Source organism: Fructilactobacillus florum 8D, assembly GCF_000512295.1.
GTDB lineage: Bacteria > Bacillota > Bacilli > Lactobacillales > Lactobacillaceae > Fructilactobacillus > Fructilactobacillus florum.
The window spans coordinates 1-20241 of record NZ_ALXG01000014.1; the positions used below are offsets into that span (position 1 = coordinate 1).

Genomic DNA, 20241 nt, shown 5'->3' on the forward strand with positions numbered 1-20241 from the left:
TGGTTTTAGAAGTACGTCATTCTAATGAGACTAAGAACTCATAAACTTCAACAGCAGTACGTACAGCCATATAATTTTTAATAAATAAAGGAATTTTTGTGTTAAAAAATAATGAAGTGGTTAATAGTGTTTGTTTGCTTTGTAGGCAGTAGCTGTTTTTTTACCAATATGGAAAATCTCAAACTAGGGTTGTTTATAAATTTAAAACTGAAAAAATAAAATCTAACCCACAACCACAACAACCATCTAATAATAATGAACCAAGCCAATTAACTAGCTCCGCGGCGCTTACGCCTGACAGTGAGGTCACAACGATTGACGCTAGAAATGACCCCAATTTTTCAGAAGAGGAAGAAAATTAAAAAAAGTGTTTACACGTTTACGATTGTTTTAAACGTACATCATTTTTTTATATTAAATTTATATATGATCGGATTCAAACAACTACTTATGGTTGTTAAAATAAGCCTGCTAATGATCTTTTTGAAGGGTTAGTTTGATCGTACTAGCAATGTTTTTAATCATTATTTTCGCTGAATCAAATGAAAGCACCGCTAACGTTAAAAATATTGGCAAGAATTGAATTAAGTATCGGCTACGGCCTCCTTCAAATATCAATAAAAAGGTTAGTCCACCAAGAATACTTAGTCGTAACATTTGCGAAAATTCAGAAAGATAGCCAATACCAAAAATTATTAATGATATTAGTAATATCCAAAAAATTTGAGCAACAAAGCTGTAATCCTTATAGTATTTACCGTTTTGGTAATAGATATCTTGTATCAGATTTTTAGTAGGTTTATTTACATCTGTATAAGGTCCATCTCCTCGATACCACCCAAAGGTTCCATCGCTCGTATTGCTATAATTTTTAGCAATGAAAAACTGAATCATACCGAAGATTCCCTGCTTTTTAAGCTGTTTTTTAATGATGTGGTTAGAGTAATCAGATCTTTCCTTAGTGGTTTTCATACGGTTAGTTGTATTTACTTGTTCAGGACTCCAAGCTCCATTTCCAGTGATCCCCATTGCGATAAAGTGGTTTGCCGGTTGCCCCTGATCATGTTTGATTTTCACAACATCATTATGGTAGGTAAAGTTATTAAATGACTTTATCCCACAAACGAAAATCAAGAGAAATACCAGTAATGATAATCCATAGGCTAATACATTTTTCTTGGTAAATTTAACCTGCAAAAAATGTAAACTGATTCCAATTAAGATGGCAATTGTTAAAATGATCGCAGAGGGCTTCATTAAATAAGCTGCTAGGGAACTTAGCGAAAATGTCAACAATCCAATTAATTTTGTAGGGTTAGTCTGAGCTTGTTTCATCATTGCAGTTCCCCAAATTATTAATGATACAAATGGCATTACCATAACATCAGAATAGGGGACAATGATTTGAATAAAGGAAAACATCAAGGTGGCCTGGATAATAATTAAAGGTTTAACTGCGTTTCTTTTTAACAACCACACTGAAAAAACATTAATTATTAATGACAGATCTAAGCAAATCAGATTAATAAAATTAACATTGAGCCAAGTATGACTTAGGTTAAATGTCTTTAAGATCAAATATTGGAAAAAGAATAAAAACGTATTATTAGGGTTTTCAGATAGATAAAGTGTTGCTAATTTGCTATCTGATAGGGAGGTATGGACTGACCATACGTCCCAACCAATTGAGGTGGACGCATTCAGTACCACTATTAATTGCCAAGCGACCGCAGCGGTGACTAGGGCAATAATGAGGATCTTCTGCTTGGATTTAATTAATTCCCACAACCTGGTTTTAAATACAATTAAGACTACAATTGCGAGCAGCAAACCTAGTTTTATTAGAGCTGCAGTTAATCCCCACGGATTAAGATTCTCGTCGTTTAAGGTTCCAAATAAAACAGCAATCATCCAAATTGAAAACACACTAACTAAAGCAGTTTTGATCCAGCCAGTTGTAAGTGAAGCCTTGTCCAAAAATTTATTCATTTTTCATCCTACATCTTGTTATTTAAATAGTGCACACAAGCAGCTATTTAATCTAGTTGTTGTCAAAGGTACTAGCGACTGTTCATCCAATTGTCGTATTCCGGCAATGATCACAGCAAATCTCTGTAACGATCTAACGTTGAAGTTTGGCTCTATATCCAAGGATCTGCTAGATTACCAAGGTGTTGATCTGTCAGCAGTTGAAGCTAGCAATCGGTACTTTAGAGTTAAAATAGTGGTAAATGATTATGGTTTCCAAGGATTTATTAACCGAGCTAGCTAAATCTAAAGAAAATATTATGGTATACTTATTAACATTGTAGCAGAGATATAATTTTTATTACCATAATTTATTTTACTAAGCCATTATTAATCGTTAGGTGTTAGGGAGAATTCATGCAGAAGTATAAATCATCGATTCTAATTGTTTCCATGTTTGTGTTTTTAAGCATCTTAGTTGTTGTTCCTTTTTACTCAAAGGGACAAGTAATTGCTCAGAACTGGGACTTTAGTTTTCACCTAACTCGAATTGAAGAAATTACCAGAAACTTAAAACAAGGGCATCTTGGAATACCAGAGATTGCCACCCATACTTTTGGATCATATGGATATCCAGTAAACTTATTCTATCCGGCCATTATGGTTTTCCCAATGGCAATTTTAGCAGCGCTTTTTTCTAAAATATACATAGCATATCTAGCGTTTATGTTTCTGGTGCAGTTTTTGATTTTTGCTTCGATGTACTATGTTTCGAACAAAATGCTAAAAAATCAAATTGCTGCGTTTATTGCCGCTGTAGTTTATGGTTTAAGCCAGTATAAATTTTATGACATGTTTTATAGACGTGATATTGGCGAAACGCTTTGTATGATATTTTTACCAATAGTTCTTTACGGTTTATATTTAATTTTTACAGATAACTACAAAAAATGGTATGTTCTATCTGTTGGGCTTGCTGGAATCTTGCTATCAAATATTCCAGGAATGTTAGTTACTTTATTTTTTGTGATCAGTTTTCTGCCACTGTTATTGATTATTAGAAGTGATACTCGACAAAAGATCTGGCGATTTTTTTTAGCTGGAATGCTCACTTTGGGTTTGACTGCCTTTTTTATCATTCCATTTATAATTGCTAAATTAAATATTAAGGATATGGCAATCCAAACCTCACGATCTCTTTACCCATGGTCGGTTCCGCTAGATCGAATGTTTCTTAGTGTAACTCCAATAAAGGAGTTGCCGTATAGTGCAGCTGGTTTGGGAATAATCAGCCTGATAATCCTAATTACCTCGATTTGTTTTTGGAAAAAATTGAACAAATTTTGGAAATTTATTTTATTCGATACAATTATCTTTGTTTTTGTATCGTCTAATTTATTTGCTTGGCAACTTTTTGAATATACCTCGTTTGCACAAATTTTCCAATTTCCCTTTAGACTATTATTAATTCCAACTTTACTAATCGCCCTTCTGGCCGGGAAGTGTTTTCTACTGGTGCGTTCTTCTGTCAATACGAAGCTTTTAGTTGCTACGACGATTGCTTTCTTATCAATTACGACTCTGGCGCAAAGTAATTTTATAGTTAACGATCCTGAACAAGCAGATGCACTAAAGGTCAGTCGCTCCGAATTTGATACCATTGAAACAGGTTCGATGTCAACAGACTATTTGCCCAAAGGATCCGTAAAAATTAGCAATGAGCTATCAAGTCACTCCTTTAATAAGCTTAATCGGGATAAAAAATTAGAACTAAAGAAGACCTCCTATGATTATAATCGAATCGTGTATCACGTTGATTCAAAAGCTAACTACACAGATGTGAGCATACCAAATGTTTATTACACGGGGATTCATGTTTACGTAAATCAAAACCAGTCTGATTTTTCGATTGGTAAGGACGGGGAACCAGTAGTTAACCTTAAAAAAGGAAATAATCAGATTGTATATGAATATCAAAAGACCTCCGCTCAAAAAATTTCGATCGGGATTAGCGTTGTAAGTTGGCTTACCCTGCTCTCATATTGTGGTTATAAAAAATGGTGGAAGAAAGATGCTCGTGAAGGTTCGCGTGGCAAATAAACTTTTTTTACAAGCTACCCTGATTTGCTAGCTACTAGTAGCAATCCGCTAAAAGTTATTGACATTTTTTCTCGTGATGGTATGCTAAACAAAATCAATGTCGGGGAACCGACAGGCTGTACTCCTGCAAGTTAGTTCTGTGAAACTAATCAGGAGCTGGCTACTAACTTAATTTATTGCAAGTCAATTAACAATTTCCGGTGAGAGATTGATTGATGTTCATTTTAACCTGAATTCAATTGAACTACTCCCGAAAAACGGGGGTAGTTTTTTTATACGGTTTTTGAGCACCTAAGGAGGGATTTCTGTGACGGAGCGTTACTTAGTATTAGCAGATGGGACTAGTTATGCCGGGCAGGCTTTTGGTAGTAGCCGCGAAACTATTGGTGAACTGGTCTTTAGCACGGGGATGTCTGGCTATCAGCAATCCATTACGGATCAATCGTATAATAATGAAATTTTGATGTTTACGAATCCATTGATTGGGAATTACGGGGTTAATCGAGATAATTTAGAATCGCAACATGCAACTTGTAAGGGCGTTGTCGTTCGTGAGCTGGCCCGACGAACCGCTAACTGGCGCATGCTTACTTCGTTGGATGATTTTTTGCAACAACAGGATGTTCCCGGGATTAGTGAGATTGATACCCGGGCAGTTACCCGCCACATCCGACAGGCTGGGACGATGCGGGCAGCCCTTGTAAATAAGATTACCGAGACAACGGTAGCGGAGTTACAACAACCATTGGACGGGTCATCCTTGATTGCCACAAGTGCAACTCACAATGCTTATCCAGTTCCTGCCACTGGGCGTCGCATTGCTGTTCTTGATTTTGGTTTAAAGTATTCAATTCTGCGGGAACTCACGAAACGGAATTGTGATGTGATGGTTTTACCACCAACGGCTTCGCTGGAAGAGATTCACGCAGTTCACCCAGATGGGATTTTGCTTACAAATGGACCTGGTGATCCGCAGGACGTTCCTCACCAGACGCTTGCGTTGATTCGGCAACTAGAAGAACAGTATCCATTATTTGGAATTTGCATGGGTCACCAACTATTTGCATTAGCAAACGGGGCTACAACCGTTAAGATGAAGTTCGGGCATCGAGGTTTTAATCACCCCGTTCGTAATTTAGAGACCGGGAGGATTGATTTCACTTCCCAAAACCATGGCTATATGGTTGACCGTGCTTCGGTAGCAGCAACTAAGCTGACGATTCTATTAGAAGAAATTAATGATCATTGTGTGGAAGGGCTATGTCACCAGACGCTCCCAGCTTTTTCTGCCCAGTTTCATCCGGATGCTGCGCCAGGTCCGCATGATACCGACTATCTTTTTGATAAATTTATGGATCTCATTGATCGCCATCCAGTGCATAACTAAGAAAGGTGAATGGTAATGCCTAAAAGAACAGATATTAACAAAATCATGGTGATTGGTTCGGGACCAATTATCATCGGGCAGGCTGCTGAATTTGATTATTCCGGCACCCAAGCCTGCCTAGCACTGAAAGAACTTGGTTATCAGGTTGTTTTGATTAATTCGAATCCAGCTACAATTATGACTGATCGAGAAGTTGCCGACCGAGTCTATCTGGAACCGCTAACGCGTAAATTCGTGGAAAAAGTGCTTCGTAAGGAGCACCCCGATGCCATTTTGCCAACGTTAGGCGGGCAGCAGGGGCTTAACTTAGCCAAAGAGTTAGCAGATGCTGGCACATTGACAGAATTAGGCATTGAGCTGTTAGGAACCAAGTTAGCTGCGATTAATCAGGCCGAGGATCGAGAAGCATTTCGGACATTGATGCAGCAACTTGATCAGCCAGTTCCCCAATCACAGATTGCGACGACTACTGACCAGGCCGTGACGTTTGCCAAAGCACAAGGGTATCCAGTGATTGTTCGACCAGCCTTTACGATGGGAGGGAGTGGTGGAGGCATCGCCCATAACCAAGCAGAGCTGGTAGCGATTGCAGAGTCCGGGTTAGATCAGTCGCCAGTGACACAGGTGTTGGTGGAGCAAAGTATCGCTGGCTATAAGGAAATTGAATTTGAGGTCATGCGGGACCATGCTGACAATGCGATGGTCGTCTGTAATATGGAAAACTTTGATCCGGTAGGAATTCATACGGGCGATTCGATTGTCTTTGCTCCGATCCAGACCCTGTCTGATGACGAAGTACAAATGTTGCGAGACGCAGCGCTTGATATTATTCGTGCCTTAAAAATCGAAGGGGGCTGTAATGTGCAACTGGCGCTTGACCCAGATAGCATGCAGTATTATGTGATTGAAGTTAATCCTAGGGTTAGCCGCTCGAGTGCGCTTGCTTCCAAAGCGACGGGGTACCCGATTGCGCGAATTGCGGCTAAGATTTCCGTCGGACTCCATCTCGATGAAATTATGAATCCAGTTACAGGAACCACGTATGCAGAATTTGAACCAGCGCTTGATTATGTGGTCTGCAAAATTCCGCGGTGGCCGTTTGATAAGTTTAGCCAGGCTGATCGGCAATTGGGAACCCAGATGAAGTCCACGGGCGAAGTCATGGCCATTGATCGAACCGTTGAGGGGGCACTCTTAAAGGCAATTCGTTCACTTGATATTGATTTGATTGACTTAGCTGATCCACAACTTGCGAACTATTCAACAGCAGCCATCATCACCGGGGTCAAGACGGCAAAAGATGATCGATTGTTCTATTTGTATGAAGCCTTTCGTCGGGGCTTTTCGTTAGAAAGACTAGCCGCGCTAACCAAGATTCATAGCTTCTTTTTGGATAAAATCTTGCATATTTTAGAAATTACTAGGGACTTGATAGCCAACCGAGCTGACCCAGCCTGGCTACGGACGGCTAAGCGAGCAGGTTTTGCCGATGCGACCATCGCAAAGCTTTGGGAAACGACCCCGCAGGCGATTCGAACTCTGCGAAAACAAGTGGGAGTGATGCCGGTTTATAAAATGGTTGACACCTGTGCTGGTGAATTTGTTTCAAATACACCGTATTTTTATAGTACGTACGAGCAGGAAAATGAAAGTCAAGCATTTACACATCCAGCAGTTGTCGTCCTTGGCTCTGGTCCCATTCGCATTGGGCAGGGAGTTGAATTTGATTACGCCACAGTTCACGCTATTCAAGCGATCCAGCAAGCGGGCTATCGGGCAATCGTGATTAATAATAATCCAGAAACGGTTTCTACAGATGCAGCAATCTCGGATAAATTGTATTTTGAACCGCTAACGGTTGAAGAAGTTTTAAATGTGATTGACTTGGAGCGGCCACAAGGGGTGGTGGTACAATTCGGGGGGCAAACAGCCATTAACCTTGCCGCTCCCTTAGCCGCTCAGGAGATTAAAATTTTAGGAACGACGGTAGCAGATATTAACCGTGCAGAAGATCGTGATGAATTTGATCAAATTATTAATCAGCTACAGATTCGACAACCGGTTGGTGGCACGGCGACAGCTCCCACGGCGGCGTTACAAATTGCCGAACAGATCGGCTATCCCGTCTTGGTTCGTCCAAGTTATGTCCTAGGTGGGCGCGCAATGGAAATCGTCCACAAGCCAGCTGCTTTAAAAGACTATATGCAACAAGCTGTCCGAGTTTCTCATGACCATCCGGTTCTGATTGATCAATATTTAACTGGCAAAGAGTGTGAGGTTGACGCTATTTGTGATGGTAAGACGGTGGTAATTCCTGGGATTATGGAGCACATCGAACGATCCGGGGTACATTCGGGTGATTCGATGGCAGTATATCCAGCGCAGACATTATCAACGGCAGTTAAAGCGCAAATCATCACTATGACAAAAAAATTAGCCCAAGCATTACATTGTGTCGGTCTAATGAATCTGCAATTCGTCGTGCATGATGAGCAGGCCTACGTAATTGAGGTTAATCCACGGGCAAGTCGGACGGTGCCATTTTTAAGCAAGGTAACCGGGGTTCCAATGGCACAATTGGCGACAAAAGCTCTGCTCGGGGAGAGCTTAGTCTCACAAGGTTATCAAACTGGGGTAGTTGCTGAGAGTAAATTAATTCATGTTAAAGCGCCCGTGTTCTCATTCTCTAAGTTGAACCAAGTCGATAGTCGGTTAGGACCGGAGATGAAATCGACTGGGGAAGTAATGGGCAGTGATCAAACTTTTGCTAAGGCACTGTATAAGGCTTTTGCAGCTGCAAAAATTCACGTAGCAGACCACGGAAAGGTTTTGATTACGGTTCAAGATGATGATAAAGCAGAAATGGTCTCACTGGCGCAACGCTTGTCAAATCTAGGTTATGAACTGTTAGCGACTCCAGCAACGGCACATTTTCTCACTAAACGAGGAATTGTGGTTCAGTCAGTTGAAAAAGTTAGAGAAAATCAAGCGCTACTAGCAATGATGTTACGTAAACAAATCCAGTTAGTGGTTAATACTGTGTCACAGGATTGCAAGAGTGAACATGATGCAGCTCAAATTAGAAATGTAGCCATTGCGCACGGAATTCCGGTTTTTAGCTCGTTAGATACACTTACGGCGATGATTCAGATGCTAGAAGATCGGGCGTTTACCGTTAATAGTCTATGATCAAGCAGTAAAAATTCTAGTAATAAATAAAGGAGTCTTCATCAATTTTGATGGAGACTCTTTTATTTTATAAACGTTGTTATTTGTTATATATGCAATTATTGTTTGTACAAATTAATTTATATAATGTTTAATTGAAGTCATTTAATGTGGTACAATTAACTGGTTGATCGTTTCGGAAGAAACTAATTAACGGAATGCTGGAAATACTTTTTGAAATTGACAATTCTCACTAGTTTTCAATAACTAGGTGACTGCTTTTGGCGGGGTGGCTGATTGTCAAAATGAACGAAAGGAGACAAGTAGAATAACAACAAGCTGCCAATATAATTGCAACTTATAGGAGAAAAATGATGGCTAACAATAACTACAAACATATGGCAAAGAGTACTAAAACAGGATTGAAACTGGCTTCGGGAGTGTTGTTTTTTAGTAGCGCACTGGCACTTGGCACAGGAGCTGTTCATGCTGATACAACGAAACCAGTGACGACTGCTACTGTTCCAGCAACGACTAGTCAGGCACCAGCTGCTAAGAACGCCGCTGATACGACGATTCAATCGCAGACCGCTAATCAAATTTCCGCAACAAACTCAAATAATCAAAATGAAGCGACTGCTTCCCAAGCTACTGCAGTTAAAGCACCAGAAGCACAGCCAGCAGATAATAAACAGGCTGCTACGCAACAAGAATATGATGCTGCTGCAAAAGCACAACAAGAAGCTCAAGCTAACCAACAAGCTGCTCAAAATAATGTTGATCAAGCTCAAAAGGGTCAACAAGAAGCCCAAGCAAACGTTGATCAAGCCCAAAAGACACAGCAAGAAGCCCAAAATGCTGTCAACGACAATCAGGCGAAACAGCAACAAATCCAACAAAATATTAACGATAACCAAGCTAGCCTTAATTCTTTAAACAAGCAAAAGGACAGCACGGAATATCTACAAAAACAAACGCAAAATAATATCAATAATGACATCTATGATGTTGGTAACTTGCAACAAGAAGTTAATCAAAAGCAGAGTGAAGTTACTCCACTTCAAGAGCAGTTCAACCGGGATCAGCAACAAAATGATCAAGCACAAAGTATGTTGCAGAGAAACCCTGGTTCTGACTGGGTTAAGCAGTTTGCTGAAATTAGTGCTGAAAAGTTAGCACAAAGTAAAGCTAACTATGATCGAGCTCAGTTTAACTATACTGATGCTCAACGACGTTATAGTGAAGCAGTTCAGAAGTTAAATGATGATCAAGCTTACTTGACGGAACTTAATGACAACTTGGACAACATTAATGCTAAAATCAGTAATTTAACTGAGATTAACAACGATTACACGAATTATTTGCAAGGTTTGAAAGATCAGGTCGCTGGTTTAGAGCAAACTTTGAATGATGCTAATTCCAAGGTAGCGGAAGCACAACAGGCTTTAAAGACGGCCACTGATAAATTAACCAGTGCCCAACAGGCTTTGGATGATGCTAATGCGAAAATGGCAGATGCTCAGCGCGCCTTTGATGATGCCAAGGCAAAACTCGATGCCATGAATAATAACAATGGCAACACTGATAACAATAACAATAACAACGACAACACCGATAACAGTAACAACAACGTTGATAACAACGGCAATGCTGATAACAATAACAACAACGTTGATAACAATGGCAATGATGCTAATAATAACGGTGGTAACAAGACCGATAACCTTGGTAATAACAACAACAACAGCAACACTGATGGTAAATCAGCTAACACCAACACCAACAAGAACCAATCAGCTGATAAGCAAGTAGCAATGAGTCGAATGGCTAAAAATCAAGCTACTTTGCCCCAAACTGGTCAAAGTGACAGCCTTTTGCTAACGATTATTGGTGCTATCATGACGCTCTTTGCAACGTTAGGATTAGTTGCTAAACGTCGTCATTAATTAGATTCTGATGATCTATTAATTAAAAAGCGAGTGAACTTATTAAAGTTCACTCGCTTTTTTTGGTAGTCTGAGCTGCTGTTGACAACTAATTTAGGCTTATAATAAGAGCTATGCTAGTTTTTAGGTTCGGGAGGCGTACAAACTAATTTGAGTTATTACACATTATTTTCTTTGCTAACTAAATTACGAGGTCTCATTTATTATGGAATCCATAGTCGCCGCGGTCAGCAATTACTAATCTTAATAATTATCATTATAACGGTCAGTTTAATCTATTGTTGGGCTCGGCATAGTCGCAATCCAAACGCGCAAACCCAGGCTGACCTCGTAGCGAGAGCAGCTGCAGTTTTTAAGCGGTTGCTTAATTTATTTCATTAAGGAGTATGATTAGTTTTGTTTTTGATTTTGTTTTTATTGGTTTTTTTAATTTTTTATGCTTTTTTCCGATTGGATTGTTGTAGTTGGATAATTTGGTTATTTATCGTGCTAGGATTACTTGCTTTGCTAATTAATGGATTGATATACATTATTGGTATTTTGATCGTGATAGCGGTAGTTTACTTAATTTGTCAATGGTTTCAGCGTCACTAATTAAAGTTACAGTTATGAATTTAAAGCATTGGTAGCCACTGTTTTTTTAAAACATAAAACCCCACAACCATTTAAATAGGTTGCGGGGTTTTTATGGTTGGTCAAACGTTTGACCAAGTTGAAAAATGGAAAGGTAGCTTCGCGGATGCTAACTGTCGTGGCTGGGCTCGAACCAGCGACATCCTGATTAACAGTCAGGTGTTTCTACCAACTGAACTACACGACAATGAAATTAATTAGTAAAATCTTAACATAGTGTTAAATTAAAAACAACGTAAAAGTTAAAAAGAAACGATAATTATTATATTTCTTGGCAATTGCCGACAAAATGATAGCCGAATCCACGGACAGTTTTAATGCGGGTGGGTTGTTTGGGGTTGGGCTCAATTTTATCGCGTAAATGGCTGATGTGCATATCGACCATCCGTGATGTTTGAGAAATATCGTAGATGTCCCCCCAAACACCGGCAAGAAGTTGTTGGCGACTAAGAACCCGGGGGCGTTGTTCGACTAGGTAAATTAATAGTTTTAGTTCTTTGGGAGTCAATCCAAGGTCTTGGCCATGTTTGAAGGCTTTATATTTTTGACGATCAATCGTCACGTCATCAAGGATGATTTTGTGGGTAGGAATAGGTTGCTGGGAGCTTGGGGAAGTGGTTGGTTGATATAAGCGCATTCGCTGTTGCAACCGAGCAAAGGTTGTTTCAAAGTCCAGCGGTAAAGTTAAGACATCATCGATGCCAGCAGCAAAGGCAGCAATGAACGGCTTAGAAGCACCAATGAGGGTAATGGGAAGTTTGAATTGTTCGCGTAACTTAGTCAGTTCTGGCTGGCTGGCGTCCCAAGGGAAACTAGATAAGTCCCAAAAAAGGGCGCTACTGTTTTTTTGTTGGATTTTAGTTGCACAATCACTGGGATGCTCGACGGTATCGACGAAGCATCCGTGATCGCTAAAATACTGACTAAAATCGATTGCGAGCGAGAGTTGCTTTGTTACTAGGGTAAAATGTTGCATGGATTCACCTCAAGGATGGTCTGCTTTACGAAATCTTTACAAGAAAACAACCTGACATTTACACACCATTATTATACTTGGTTTTGTAACCAAATAAAAACAATGGGTCAGATGACTAGGAGGTCATTTATGAAATCGAGACCGTGGCTGGCAGCAGTAGCGATAATAACTGGTCTTAGTTTACTTAGCGGTTGTGGCACCAAGGATAAAGCTAACTCGGTGACGGCGGTGGGCTCAACAGCCCTACAGCCGCTGGTTCAAAAAGCTGGAACTGATTATCAGCATGTTCACCCAGAAACTAACATTACGGTTCAAGGTGGCGGGTCAGGAACCGGGCTCGGACAGGTGGAAAGTGGAGCCGTAAATATTGGGAATTCCGATATTTTTGCTCAAGAAAAGCCTGGTGTGACGGCTTCCAAACTAAAAGATCACCAGGTTGCCGTAGTGGGAGTGGTTCCCGTCGTGAATGAAAAAAATGGTGTGAAAAACCTTTCCGAAGAGCAACTTCAGCGGATCTTTACTGGTAAGGTGAAAAATTGGAAAGAAGTGGGTGGTCATAATGTTCCTATCATTGTGATTAATCGTTCCCAAGGAAGTGGAACGCGAAAGACATTCGAAAGCAAAATACTTCATGGGCAAGAGGCCGTTAAGAGTCAAGAACAAGATTCAAATGGGACGGTCAAGAAGATCGTGGCCAATACTCCAGGAACAATTAGCTATCTGTCCCTTCCATACCTAAGTACGGATGTCCAACCAGTTAAGATTAATCATGTGGTGGCCAATTATCATAACATCACAACTAACAAATGGCAGCTATGGTCATATGAACATATGTATACCAGCAAAAAGCCAACTGAGAAAACGCAAAAATTTATCGATTATATTTTATCACCAGCAACGCAACAAAATTTAGTTCGAAAGGCGGGCTATGTTAGTGTTCACGATATGAAGGTCTACGCTACGGCGGATGGTCAGATTCATCAGAAACAACCGAAGAAAGGAGTCAAGTAATGAATGATGTTCAACGAAAACTAATGCAACCAAGTGCGGCTACCAAACAAGATCGGCGTGGCAAAATCATTAGCTTGATTTGTATTGTTTTTATCTTGATCTTAACGGTTTCCCTAATTGGTTTTATTGCCGTTCGGGGGTTGGCCACGTTTTTTACTAATCATGTTTCGTTGCGCGAGTTTTTCTTCAGTAGTGCTTGGAATCCTGGTCAACTAGGCAAAAACGGGCAACCACAAGTTGGAGCAGCTGCCATGATTACGGCATCATTTGCAGTGACGTTGCTGTCAGCAATTCTGGCGACGCCATTTGCGGTGGCGGTGGCCCTTTACATGACAGAATTAGCGCCAAAACGGGGAGCACGGTTGTTGCAACCAGTCATTGAACTATTAGTTGGGATCCCTTCCGTAGTTTACGGCTTTATTGGGCTCATCGTAGTGGTTCCGGCAATTCGAACCCTGTTTGGTGGAACCGGTTTTGGGGTGTTGGCTGGATCCTTAGTTTTGTTTGTGATGATTCTACCGACGATTACTTCGTTAACAATCGATAGCCTAAAACAAGTGCCAGATTATTATCGGAGTGCATCGCTTGCGCTGGGGGCGACCCGTTGGCAAACGATTTATAAAGTTATTTTACGGGCTGCTTTGCCAGGCATCTTAACGGCGGTGGTCTTTGGAATGGCACGCGCTTTCGGCGAAGCACTGGCAGTTCAGATGGTGATCGGGAATGCAGCATTGATGCCCACCAGTTTAGTAACTCCAACTGCAACGTTGACTAGTCAACTCACTTCTCAGATGGGTGATACGATTATGGGTACCTTGCCGAACAATGCCCTATGGTCATTAGCGCTAGTCCTCTTGTTAATGTCCGTGATCTTCAATGTTTTGATTAAATGGATTGGAAAACGAGGAGAAATGCAGAAATGAAAAAATCGACTAACGTTACGGCGCAACGTAACAACCGGTGGGCACTGCTTGGGATTAAAGCGATGGTTGGTGTCGTCGTATTGATTTTAATTGCGCTACTTGGCGATATTTTAATAACTGGTTTACCGCATGTTTCGTGGCATTTTTTAACCTCGCCCTCTAAGGACTTTGGAGCAGGAGGAGGTATTGCTAACCAGTTATTTAACTCTATCTACATTTTAGTACTGACCTTGTTAATTTCTTGTCCTATTGCCCTAGGGGCGGGCATTTACTTATCTGAGTTTGCTAGACCTAATTTTTTGACCAGTGTGATTCGGACAATAATCGAGGTTTTGAGTTCACTTCCTTCGATTGTCATTGGTTTGTTTGGCTATCTAATTTTGGTAATTAAATTTCAATTTGATTTCTCCATTTTTTCAGGAGCAATCGCGGTAATGTTGGTAAACCTACCGTTGTTAACCCGTAATACAGAAGAGGCCTTGCATGCTGTTCCGCAAACCCAACGAGAAGCCGGCTGGGCTTTGGGTCTGTCAAAGTGGCGAACTATCAGCCGAATCATTTTACCAGCAGCCATTCCCGGGTTGGTCACAGGAGTGATTTTAAGTGCGGGACGCATTTTTGGCGAAGCGGCAGCACTGATCTATACTGCAGGCCAAAGCGCACCGTTGATTAGTTATACGAACTGGAATCCGTTCAGTCCGACGAGTTTTTTAAACCCGATGCGCCCAGCAGAAACGCTGGCTGTCCATATTTGGAAATTAAATACAGATGGGATTACCCCGGATGCTACGCAAATTTCTAGTGGCGCTTCAGCGGTGCTAATCATAGTTATTCTGATTATTATTTTGGGGTCGCGTTGGCTTGGTAGTTACTTGTATCGAAAAATGGGCGGAACAAAGTCCTAGAAAGGTAAAATATGGCATCTTACAATTTGGATGAAAGCTATCTTTATCAGGCGGCGGGTCCATTTGCGATTACCACGCAGGATTTGAACGTTTACTATGGGAACCATCAGGCAACTTTTAATGCAAATCTCAAATTTCCTAGTAATCGAATTACAGCACTCATTGGAGCTTCTGGTTCGGGAAAATCGACATTTTTACGAAGCCTAAATCGGTTAAATGATGGAATTGCTCGGGTGACTGGAAAAATTGAGTATCAAGGGATTGATATTAATCAAGCAGCCGTGAATGTCTACGAGGTGCGGCGTCGGATTGGAATGGTTTTTCAGCATCCTAATCCTTTTGCCAAGTCGATTTATGAAAATATTGCTTTCCCTTTAAAACAACTCGGGATGACTAGTGATCTTTCAAACCGAGTTGAGGAGAGTCTCCGGGCAGCGGCACTGTGGGACGAGGTTCATGATAAGTTACAGGAAAGTGCGTTAGATTTATCTGGGGGTCAGCAGCAGCGATTGTGTATTGCTCGAGCAATCGCTGTCAAACCTGAGATTCTTTTGATGGATGAGCCAACCAGTGCTCTAGATCCCATCTCAAGTCGAAAGATTGAAGCAACCATGCAGCAGTTAAAAAAAGATTATACGATTATTATCGTAACGCATAATATGCAGCAGGCTGCTCGTTCCAGTGACTTTACGGCATTCTTTCATTTAGGACATGTCATTGAATTTAATAAGACTTCCCACTTATTTACAACGCCTCGGATGCCAACCACCGAGGACTATATTTCCGGACACTTTGGTTAAGAGGAGAAATAAATGACAAAGCAAAGTACGTCACCGCTCCTACGGACCCGTGACGTTCATCTATACTATGGAGAAAAAGAGGCCCTCCATGGGATTAATTTGGATTTTAATCAGCATGAAATCACGGCATTGATTGGACCTTCTGGTTGTGGGAAGTCGACCTATTTACGTTGCTTGAATCGGATGAATGATTTAGCTGGCAACGTGACGATTACGGGTAGTTTTGAGTTAGACGGTCAAGATATTTATCGTCCCCAACAAGACGTGGTTGAGTTACGAAAACTGGTTGGAATGGTTTTTCAACAGCCCAATCCGTTTCCTTTCTCAGTGTTTGATAACGTTGCTTATGGAATGCGAGTACAGGGGATTACTGATAAAAAAGTCCTTACAGAGCGGGTTGAAAGTAGCTTACGCCAAGCAGCTGTCTGGGATGAGGTCAAAGACCAGCTCAATAAGAATGCGCTTGCTTTTTCAGGGGGGCAACAACAGCGGATTTGTATTGCCCGGTTACTAGCAGTTCAACCCGAGGTGATCTTATTAGATGAACCAACGAGCGCTCTGGATCCCATTTCCAGTGCCAAGATTGAAGAGACGCTACAAGATATCAAAACTGACTATACGATTATCATCGTGACGCACAGTATGCAACAAGCTTCACGGATTTCTGACAAGACCGCATTTATGCTGAATGGTGATTTAATTGAGTATGGGAAGACCAAAAAATTATTTTTAAATCCAGAAAAAGAAGCAACTAGTGACTATTTAAATGGTAAATTTGGCTAAATTAGTAAGGGGGATATGATGGCTACTATTTTTGAAAATCGACTTGAAAAGTTGCGTCAGAGTTTTACGGAGATGGGGGTAGACGTAAGTGAACAAATCTACCAGTCGACGAAATCATACATTGATCATGATGTAAAACTGGCACAAACAGTCATTGACGGTGATTCGGATGTCAACTCAAACGAAACCAAACTTGAGAAACAGGCCATGAACCTGATTGCGTTGCAGCAACCGGTAGCTAGTGATTTTCGCATCATCATCAGCTATCTAAAAGCAGCTTCAGATTTGGAACGAATTGGTGATAATGCGGGAACGATTGCAAGAGAAACTCTTCGAGCAAAGGGAAACCCGCGAATCGCTGATGTAGAAACGGTGATTGCAAAGATTACTAAACATGTTCGCAAGATGTTGGAGCAAATTCTAGATGCATATACAACACTAGATGCGACGATTGCTCCAGAGATTGCTCAAGAGGATCGTAAGATTGATCACTACTACCAAACGACGAGAACGGCTATTACGGAGGGAATCTTGGCCAACCCGGAAACAGCAGTAGCGGCGTCTAGTTATTTGATGGTTATTCGCTTGTTAGAGCGGATTGGCGATCATATCGTTAATCTAGCAGAATATCTAATTTACTGTGAAACTGGGAAAATTGTTGAGTTAGATGCGGATGATGGTCATCTTGACTAGTCCGGGATACGCACTATGAGATAAAACATTAGAGTCATTTTAATGAAATCAGGAGAAAATAGCTCCGAGTCATTAAAATGGCTCTTTTAGATTGGGTATGATATTATTACATTTTTGGAATTCTAAACAAAGATTGCAGTTCATTATTCCCTAAGTAAGGGATTGTTGTGTGTGATTATTGTTGCTTTTGCTCGGGCAAATCGGAAATTATTATAGCGATAACTGGAAGATAATTTCAGGCAAAGTAGATTGGTGACTAGGGGTTATAAACCTTGATTTAACAGCGATCGTGTTGGTCCATAACTCATTAAAAGGTGCACCGTGCTTGGTGCCCTCGGGCTAGTTAATTGCTTCAAATATAATCTTTAAAAAATTATTAAGAAAAGCTATTTTTTTGTTTTAACTGGTTGATTTTTTTATTGTAATACACTAAACTGATGTTGATAAGATCTTATGTACTAAAAAATAAGTAACAATTTATTTACGTATTATTAATTAGTGACCTAGCTGTCACGGAAAGGAGTTGTTTTTCGATGGAAGCCCATAAATTGAACTGGCTACTATTATCAACAGTAGTTCTTGGTGGAATGGTGCTTGGTTATAGTCAGCCAGCCCAAGCCGATGTATTCCCGGCTTCGCAGGTCAATGCCAACCGCACTGGATCGGTGCCGTTGACTCCAGATCAGCAGGATTTTATCAATCAAATCAAACCGGGAGCAATTAAGGGATGGAAGCAGAGTGGCGTTTTGCCTTCGATTGCAATTTCCCAGGCAATTATTGAAAGTGGTTGGGGTAAGTCTGGATTGGCATCCCAATATCACAACTTATTTGGTATTAAAGGCAGTTATAATGGGCAATCGGTTAGCTTACCCACGCAGGAATTTCAGGGTGGTGGCTACGTATCGATTAACGATTCTTTCCGGGCCTATCCTGATTGGTCGACTAGTATTCAAGACTACGGTGCCTTTTTGAAAGGAAATAGTCGATATAGTAATTTGTTGGGGATTCGAGACTATACGCAGGTCGCCCAATTATTGCATCAGGATGGATATGCAACCTCGCCAGAGTACGCGCAAACCCTAATTAGTTGTATACAACGATATGGATTACAACAAATCGACCAGGAAGCATTTGATGCTCCAGATGATTACACAGGACCGGTTGGAGATGGAAATGTGACTGATGACTCGACAACTGCGGATTCGACATCTGAGAGCACCCAGCCAGCGATGTCATTGTCTAGTGGTTATGCCTCAGCCTATACAGGCTATGATAAAGATCAGCAGCATAATCCGGATGCTACTGATACTAATAACGGTCAGGCACCGAGTCAGGATAATGCCTCGGCACCGACTGCCTCGCAGACACCTACTAGCACGGAACCAACACCAGCTACCCCGGCGGGAAAATCATTTAGCAATACTTCCATTGGAACTTATGTCTTTAAAACAACGACAAATGTTCGAACTGCTCCTGATGTGAATGCCCCAATCGTTGCTCAATATACGGTTGGAGAATACGTTCACTATCAAGGGAAAGTCCAGGCAGGCGGGTTGACTTGGTTGAAATATACCAGTTATTCCGGTCAGGAACGCTACGTTGCCACTCTAAATTAAATTTTAAAAAGTCAATCTGTTGATTGGCTTTTTTGTTAGGTAGTGGTTATGCTAAGATGAACTACATTAAGGGGGATTGTTATGGCACGCGGAAAACATCGGGCTCCATCATCCCGGCTTAAGTGGTGGTTTCTATTATTCGGTTGTTTGTTACTTGGCGGTGGTTGGTATGCAGGTAGCCAACTATATTCGCGACAACGCCAGATTGATCAATTAATGATAGGAATCAAAAATAATCAAAATAAAGTGATTATGCAAAAATTAACATCCACCGCTGGGGTAAAAGTAAACGCACAGTCAGTGCGACCACTTCTGAGTTATTATCAACAACATCCCCAACAGTTAACGCGCCTACAGCGCGATTTGGAGCAACATGGAAGCTCCACCGCTGGTTTTTTAGTAGTTAAACACGGGCGCTATTGGGGCATCTTTCCCAAGTATCAGGTACAAGCTCAAGCAGTTCACCCGCTTGTCCAAACTGAAAAACCTAAGGTGACAATTCGGTTGAATCAGCAAAAAGTGGGTCAGACCGCGGATGACGGGAGCTTGCGCCTGGCGCCACAATTGCCCGGTCGTTACCAGCTGAGTGCTGAGTTAAGGAACGCACCGCAAGTGGTAAAAAATACACAAACTGTGAATTTGTTTAAAAATCAACCGCAAGTGATTAATTTGCGACTGCCATTGGTTTCATATACGGCACTGGGACCAGCTGGAGCACAAGTCATTGCAGCTGGACAGGTGCTTGGGACTATTGGTAGTGATGGTCGCGGTCAGCTTGATAATGTGCCACTAACCGCTACTAGATTAGTGATTAAGACGCCAACTGGCACCCTGACCAGTGAACCCCACCATTTGACTAGTCATGATCAAGGACGCCAGATTCGCTATCGGTTTGCAAATATTGCCACCTCAGACCAAGCACGAACGCTTCTCCAAGCGGTTTGGTCGGGAGTTTTAGATGCAACCAATGATCAGCACGATCTAGATGGGCAACTAGTTAAAAAGAAGTTGGTACGGGGAAGTGATGGTGATGCATATCAACCACTGCAAGACCTGATTAACCATAATCACGAGCAACAGCAGCTTTACCGTTCGCTCGAGTTAGAAATTATGCAGGTACAGCCACTAGCAGAAAAGCAAACTCAGGTTGATTACCAACTCCAAACCACGTTAGCAACTGGGGAGACCCAACGTCAAAATTTCCGGGCGGTAATTGAACGAGATTTACCAACGGGACAATATCAACTGGCGCAAAATCAACCAGCACCAGGGTAAAAGTTAAATAAAAACAGCAGTCATTTCAGACTGCTGTTTTTATTTATTTATATGGTA

The 20241-nt window shown here is 41.2% G+C and carries 14 protein-coding genes and 1 tRNA gene; 12 read left to right on the forward strand and 3 right to left on the reverse strand.

Annotation, left to right across the window (positions count from 1 at the left end; all coding sequences use genetic code 11):
* Nucleotides 1–471: 471 nt before the first annotated feature.
* Nucleotides 472–1989 (reverse strand): glycosyltransferase family protein, encoded by a 1518-nt coding sequence (locus tag B808_RS01535; RefSeq protein WP_035421504.1) that lies wholly within the window; start codon nucleotides 1987–1989, stop codon nucleotides 472–474.
* A gap of 396 nt (nucleotides 1990–2385) precedes the next feature.
* Here B808_RS01535 and B808_RS01540 point away from each other — a divergent pair, with 396 nt between their 5' ends.
* The 4 genes from B808_RS01540 to B808_RS01555 all read left to right on the forward strand — a co-directional run bounded on the left by B808_RS01540 (nucleotide 2386) and on the right by B808_RS01555 (nucleotide 10569).
* Complete coding sequence (locus B808_RS01540) at nucleotides 2386–4068, forward strand: YfhO family protein (RefSeq protein ID WP_035421506.1); 1683 nt, start codon at nucleotides 2386–2388, stop codon at nucleotides 4066–4068.
* Nucleotides 4069–4375: 307 nt separating this feature from the next.
* A complete protein-coding gene (gene carA / locus B808_RS01545) occupies nucleotides 4376–5455 on the forward strand; it encodes a glutamine-hydrolyzing carbamoyl-phosphate synthase small subunit (RefSeq protein WP_035421508.1) in 1080 nt (359 codons plus the stop codon).
* A 15-nt stretch (nucleotides 5456–5470) separates the two neighbouring features.
* A complete protein-coding gene (gene carB / locus B808_RS01550) occupies nucleotides 5471–8644 on the forward strand; it encodes a carbamoyl-phosphate synthase large subunit (protein WP_035421509.1) in 3174 nt (1057 codons plus the stop codon).
* Between the two features lie 353 nt (nucleotides 8645–8997).
* On the forward strand, nucleotides 8998–10569 hold the full coding sequence (locus tag B808_RS01555; RefSeq protein ID WP_035421510.1) for an LPXTG cell wall anchor domain-containing protein: 1572 nt from the start codon (nucleotides 8998–9000) through the stop codon (nucleotides 10567–10569).
* A 746-nt stretch (nucleotides 10570–11315) separates the two neighbouring features.
* Here B808_RS01555 and B808_RS01570 read toward each other — a convergent pair.
* Both B808_RS01570 and B808_RS01575 read right to left on the reverse strand, forming a co-directional pair.
* A tRNA-Asn gene (locus B808_RS01570) sits at nucleotides 11316–11389 on the reverse strand.
* Nucleotides 11390–11464: 75 nt separating this feature from the next.
* Nucleotides 11465–12178: a winged helix-turn-helix domain-containing protein gene (locus B808_RS01575; RefSeq protein ID WP_051393781.1), complete on the reverse strand. Its 714-nt coding sequence runs from the start codon at nucleotides 12176–12178 to the stop codon at nucleotides 11465–11467.
* 129 nt (nucleotides 12179–12307) lie between these two features.
* On the opposite strand from B808_RS01575, the gene B808_RS01580 reads away from it, so the two are divergent.
* The 8 genes from B808_RS01580 to B808_RS01615 all read left to right on the forward strand — a co-directional run bounded on the left by B808_RS01580 (nucleotide 12308) and on the right by B808_RS01615 (nucleotide 20184).
* Nucleotides 12308–13189, forward strand: coding sequence for a phosphate ABC transporter substrate-binding protein PstS family protein (locus B808_RS01580; protein ID WP_009167001.1), 882 nt, complete (start codon nucleotides 12308–12310; stop codon nucleotides 13187–13189).
* The gene (pstC, locus tag B808_RS01585) at nucleotides 13189–14112 is read left to right on the forward strand and encodes a phosphate ABC transporter permease subunit PstC (protein ID WP_009167002.1); all 924 of its coding nucleotides are present in this window, start codon (nucleotides 13189–13191) and stop codon (nucleotides 14110–14112) included. The genes B808_RS01580 and pstC overlap by 1 nt, the downstream gene beginning before the upstream one ends.
* Nucleotides 14109–15017: a phosphate ABC transporter permease PstA gene (gene pstA, locus B808_RS01590; protein ID WP_035421512.1), complete on the forward strand. Its 909-nt coding sequence runs from the start codon at nucleotides 14109–14111 to the stop codon at nucleotides 15015–15017. Before pstC ends, pstA begins: the two co-directional genes overlap by 4 nt.
* Nucleotides 15018–15028: 11 nt before the next feature.
* The gene (gene pstB, locus B808_RS01595) at nucleotides 15029–15817 is read left to right on the forward strand and encodes a phosphate ABC transporter ATP-binding protein PstB (RefSeq protein WP_035421514.1); all 789 of its coding nucleotides are present in this window, start codon (nucleotides 15029–15031) and stop codon (nucleotides 15815–15817) included.
* Nucleotides 15818–15829: 12 nt separating this feature from the next.
* Nucleotides 15830–16600, forward strand: a complete 771-nt coding sequence (gene pstB / locus B808_RS01600; RefSeq protein WP_035421515.1) for a phosphate ABC transporter ATP-binding protein PstB — start codon at nucleotides 15830–15832, stop codon at nucleotides 16598–16600.
* 18 nt (nucleotides 16601–16618) lie between these two features.
* Nucleotides 16619–17293 (forward strand): phosphate signaling complex protein PhoU, encoded by a 675-nt coding sequence (gene phoU, locus B808_RS01605; protein WP_009167004.1) that lies wholly within the window; start codon nucleotides 16619–16621, stop codon nucleotides 17291–17293.
* A gap of 533 nt (nucleotides 17294–17826) precedes the next feature.
* Complete coding sequence (locus B808_RS06325) at nucleotides 17827–18909, forward strand: glucosaminidase domain-containing protein (RefSeq protein ID WP_051393782.1); 1083 nt, start codon at nucleotides 17827–17829, stop codon at nucleotides 18907–18909.
* A gap of 81 nt (nucleotides 18910–18990) precedes the next feature.
* Nucleotides 18991–20184, forward strand: coding sequence for a zinc ribbon domain-containing protein (locus tag B808_RS01615; protein WP_009167006.1), 1194 nt, complete (start codon nucleotides 18991–18993; stop codon nucleotides 20182–20184).
* The last annotated feature ends 57 nt before the right edge of the window (nucleotides 20185–20241 follow it).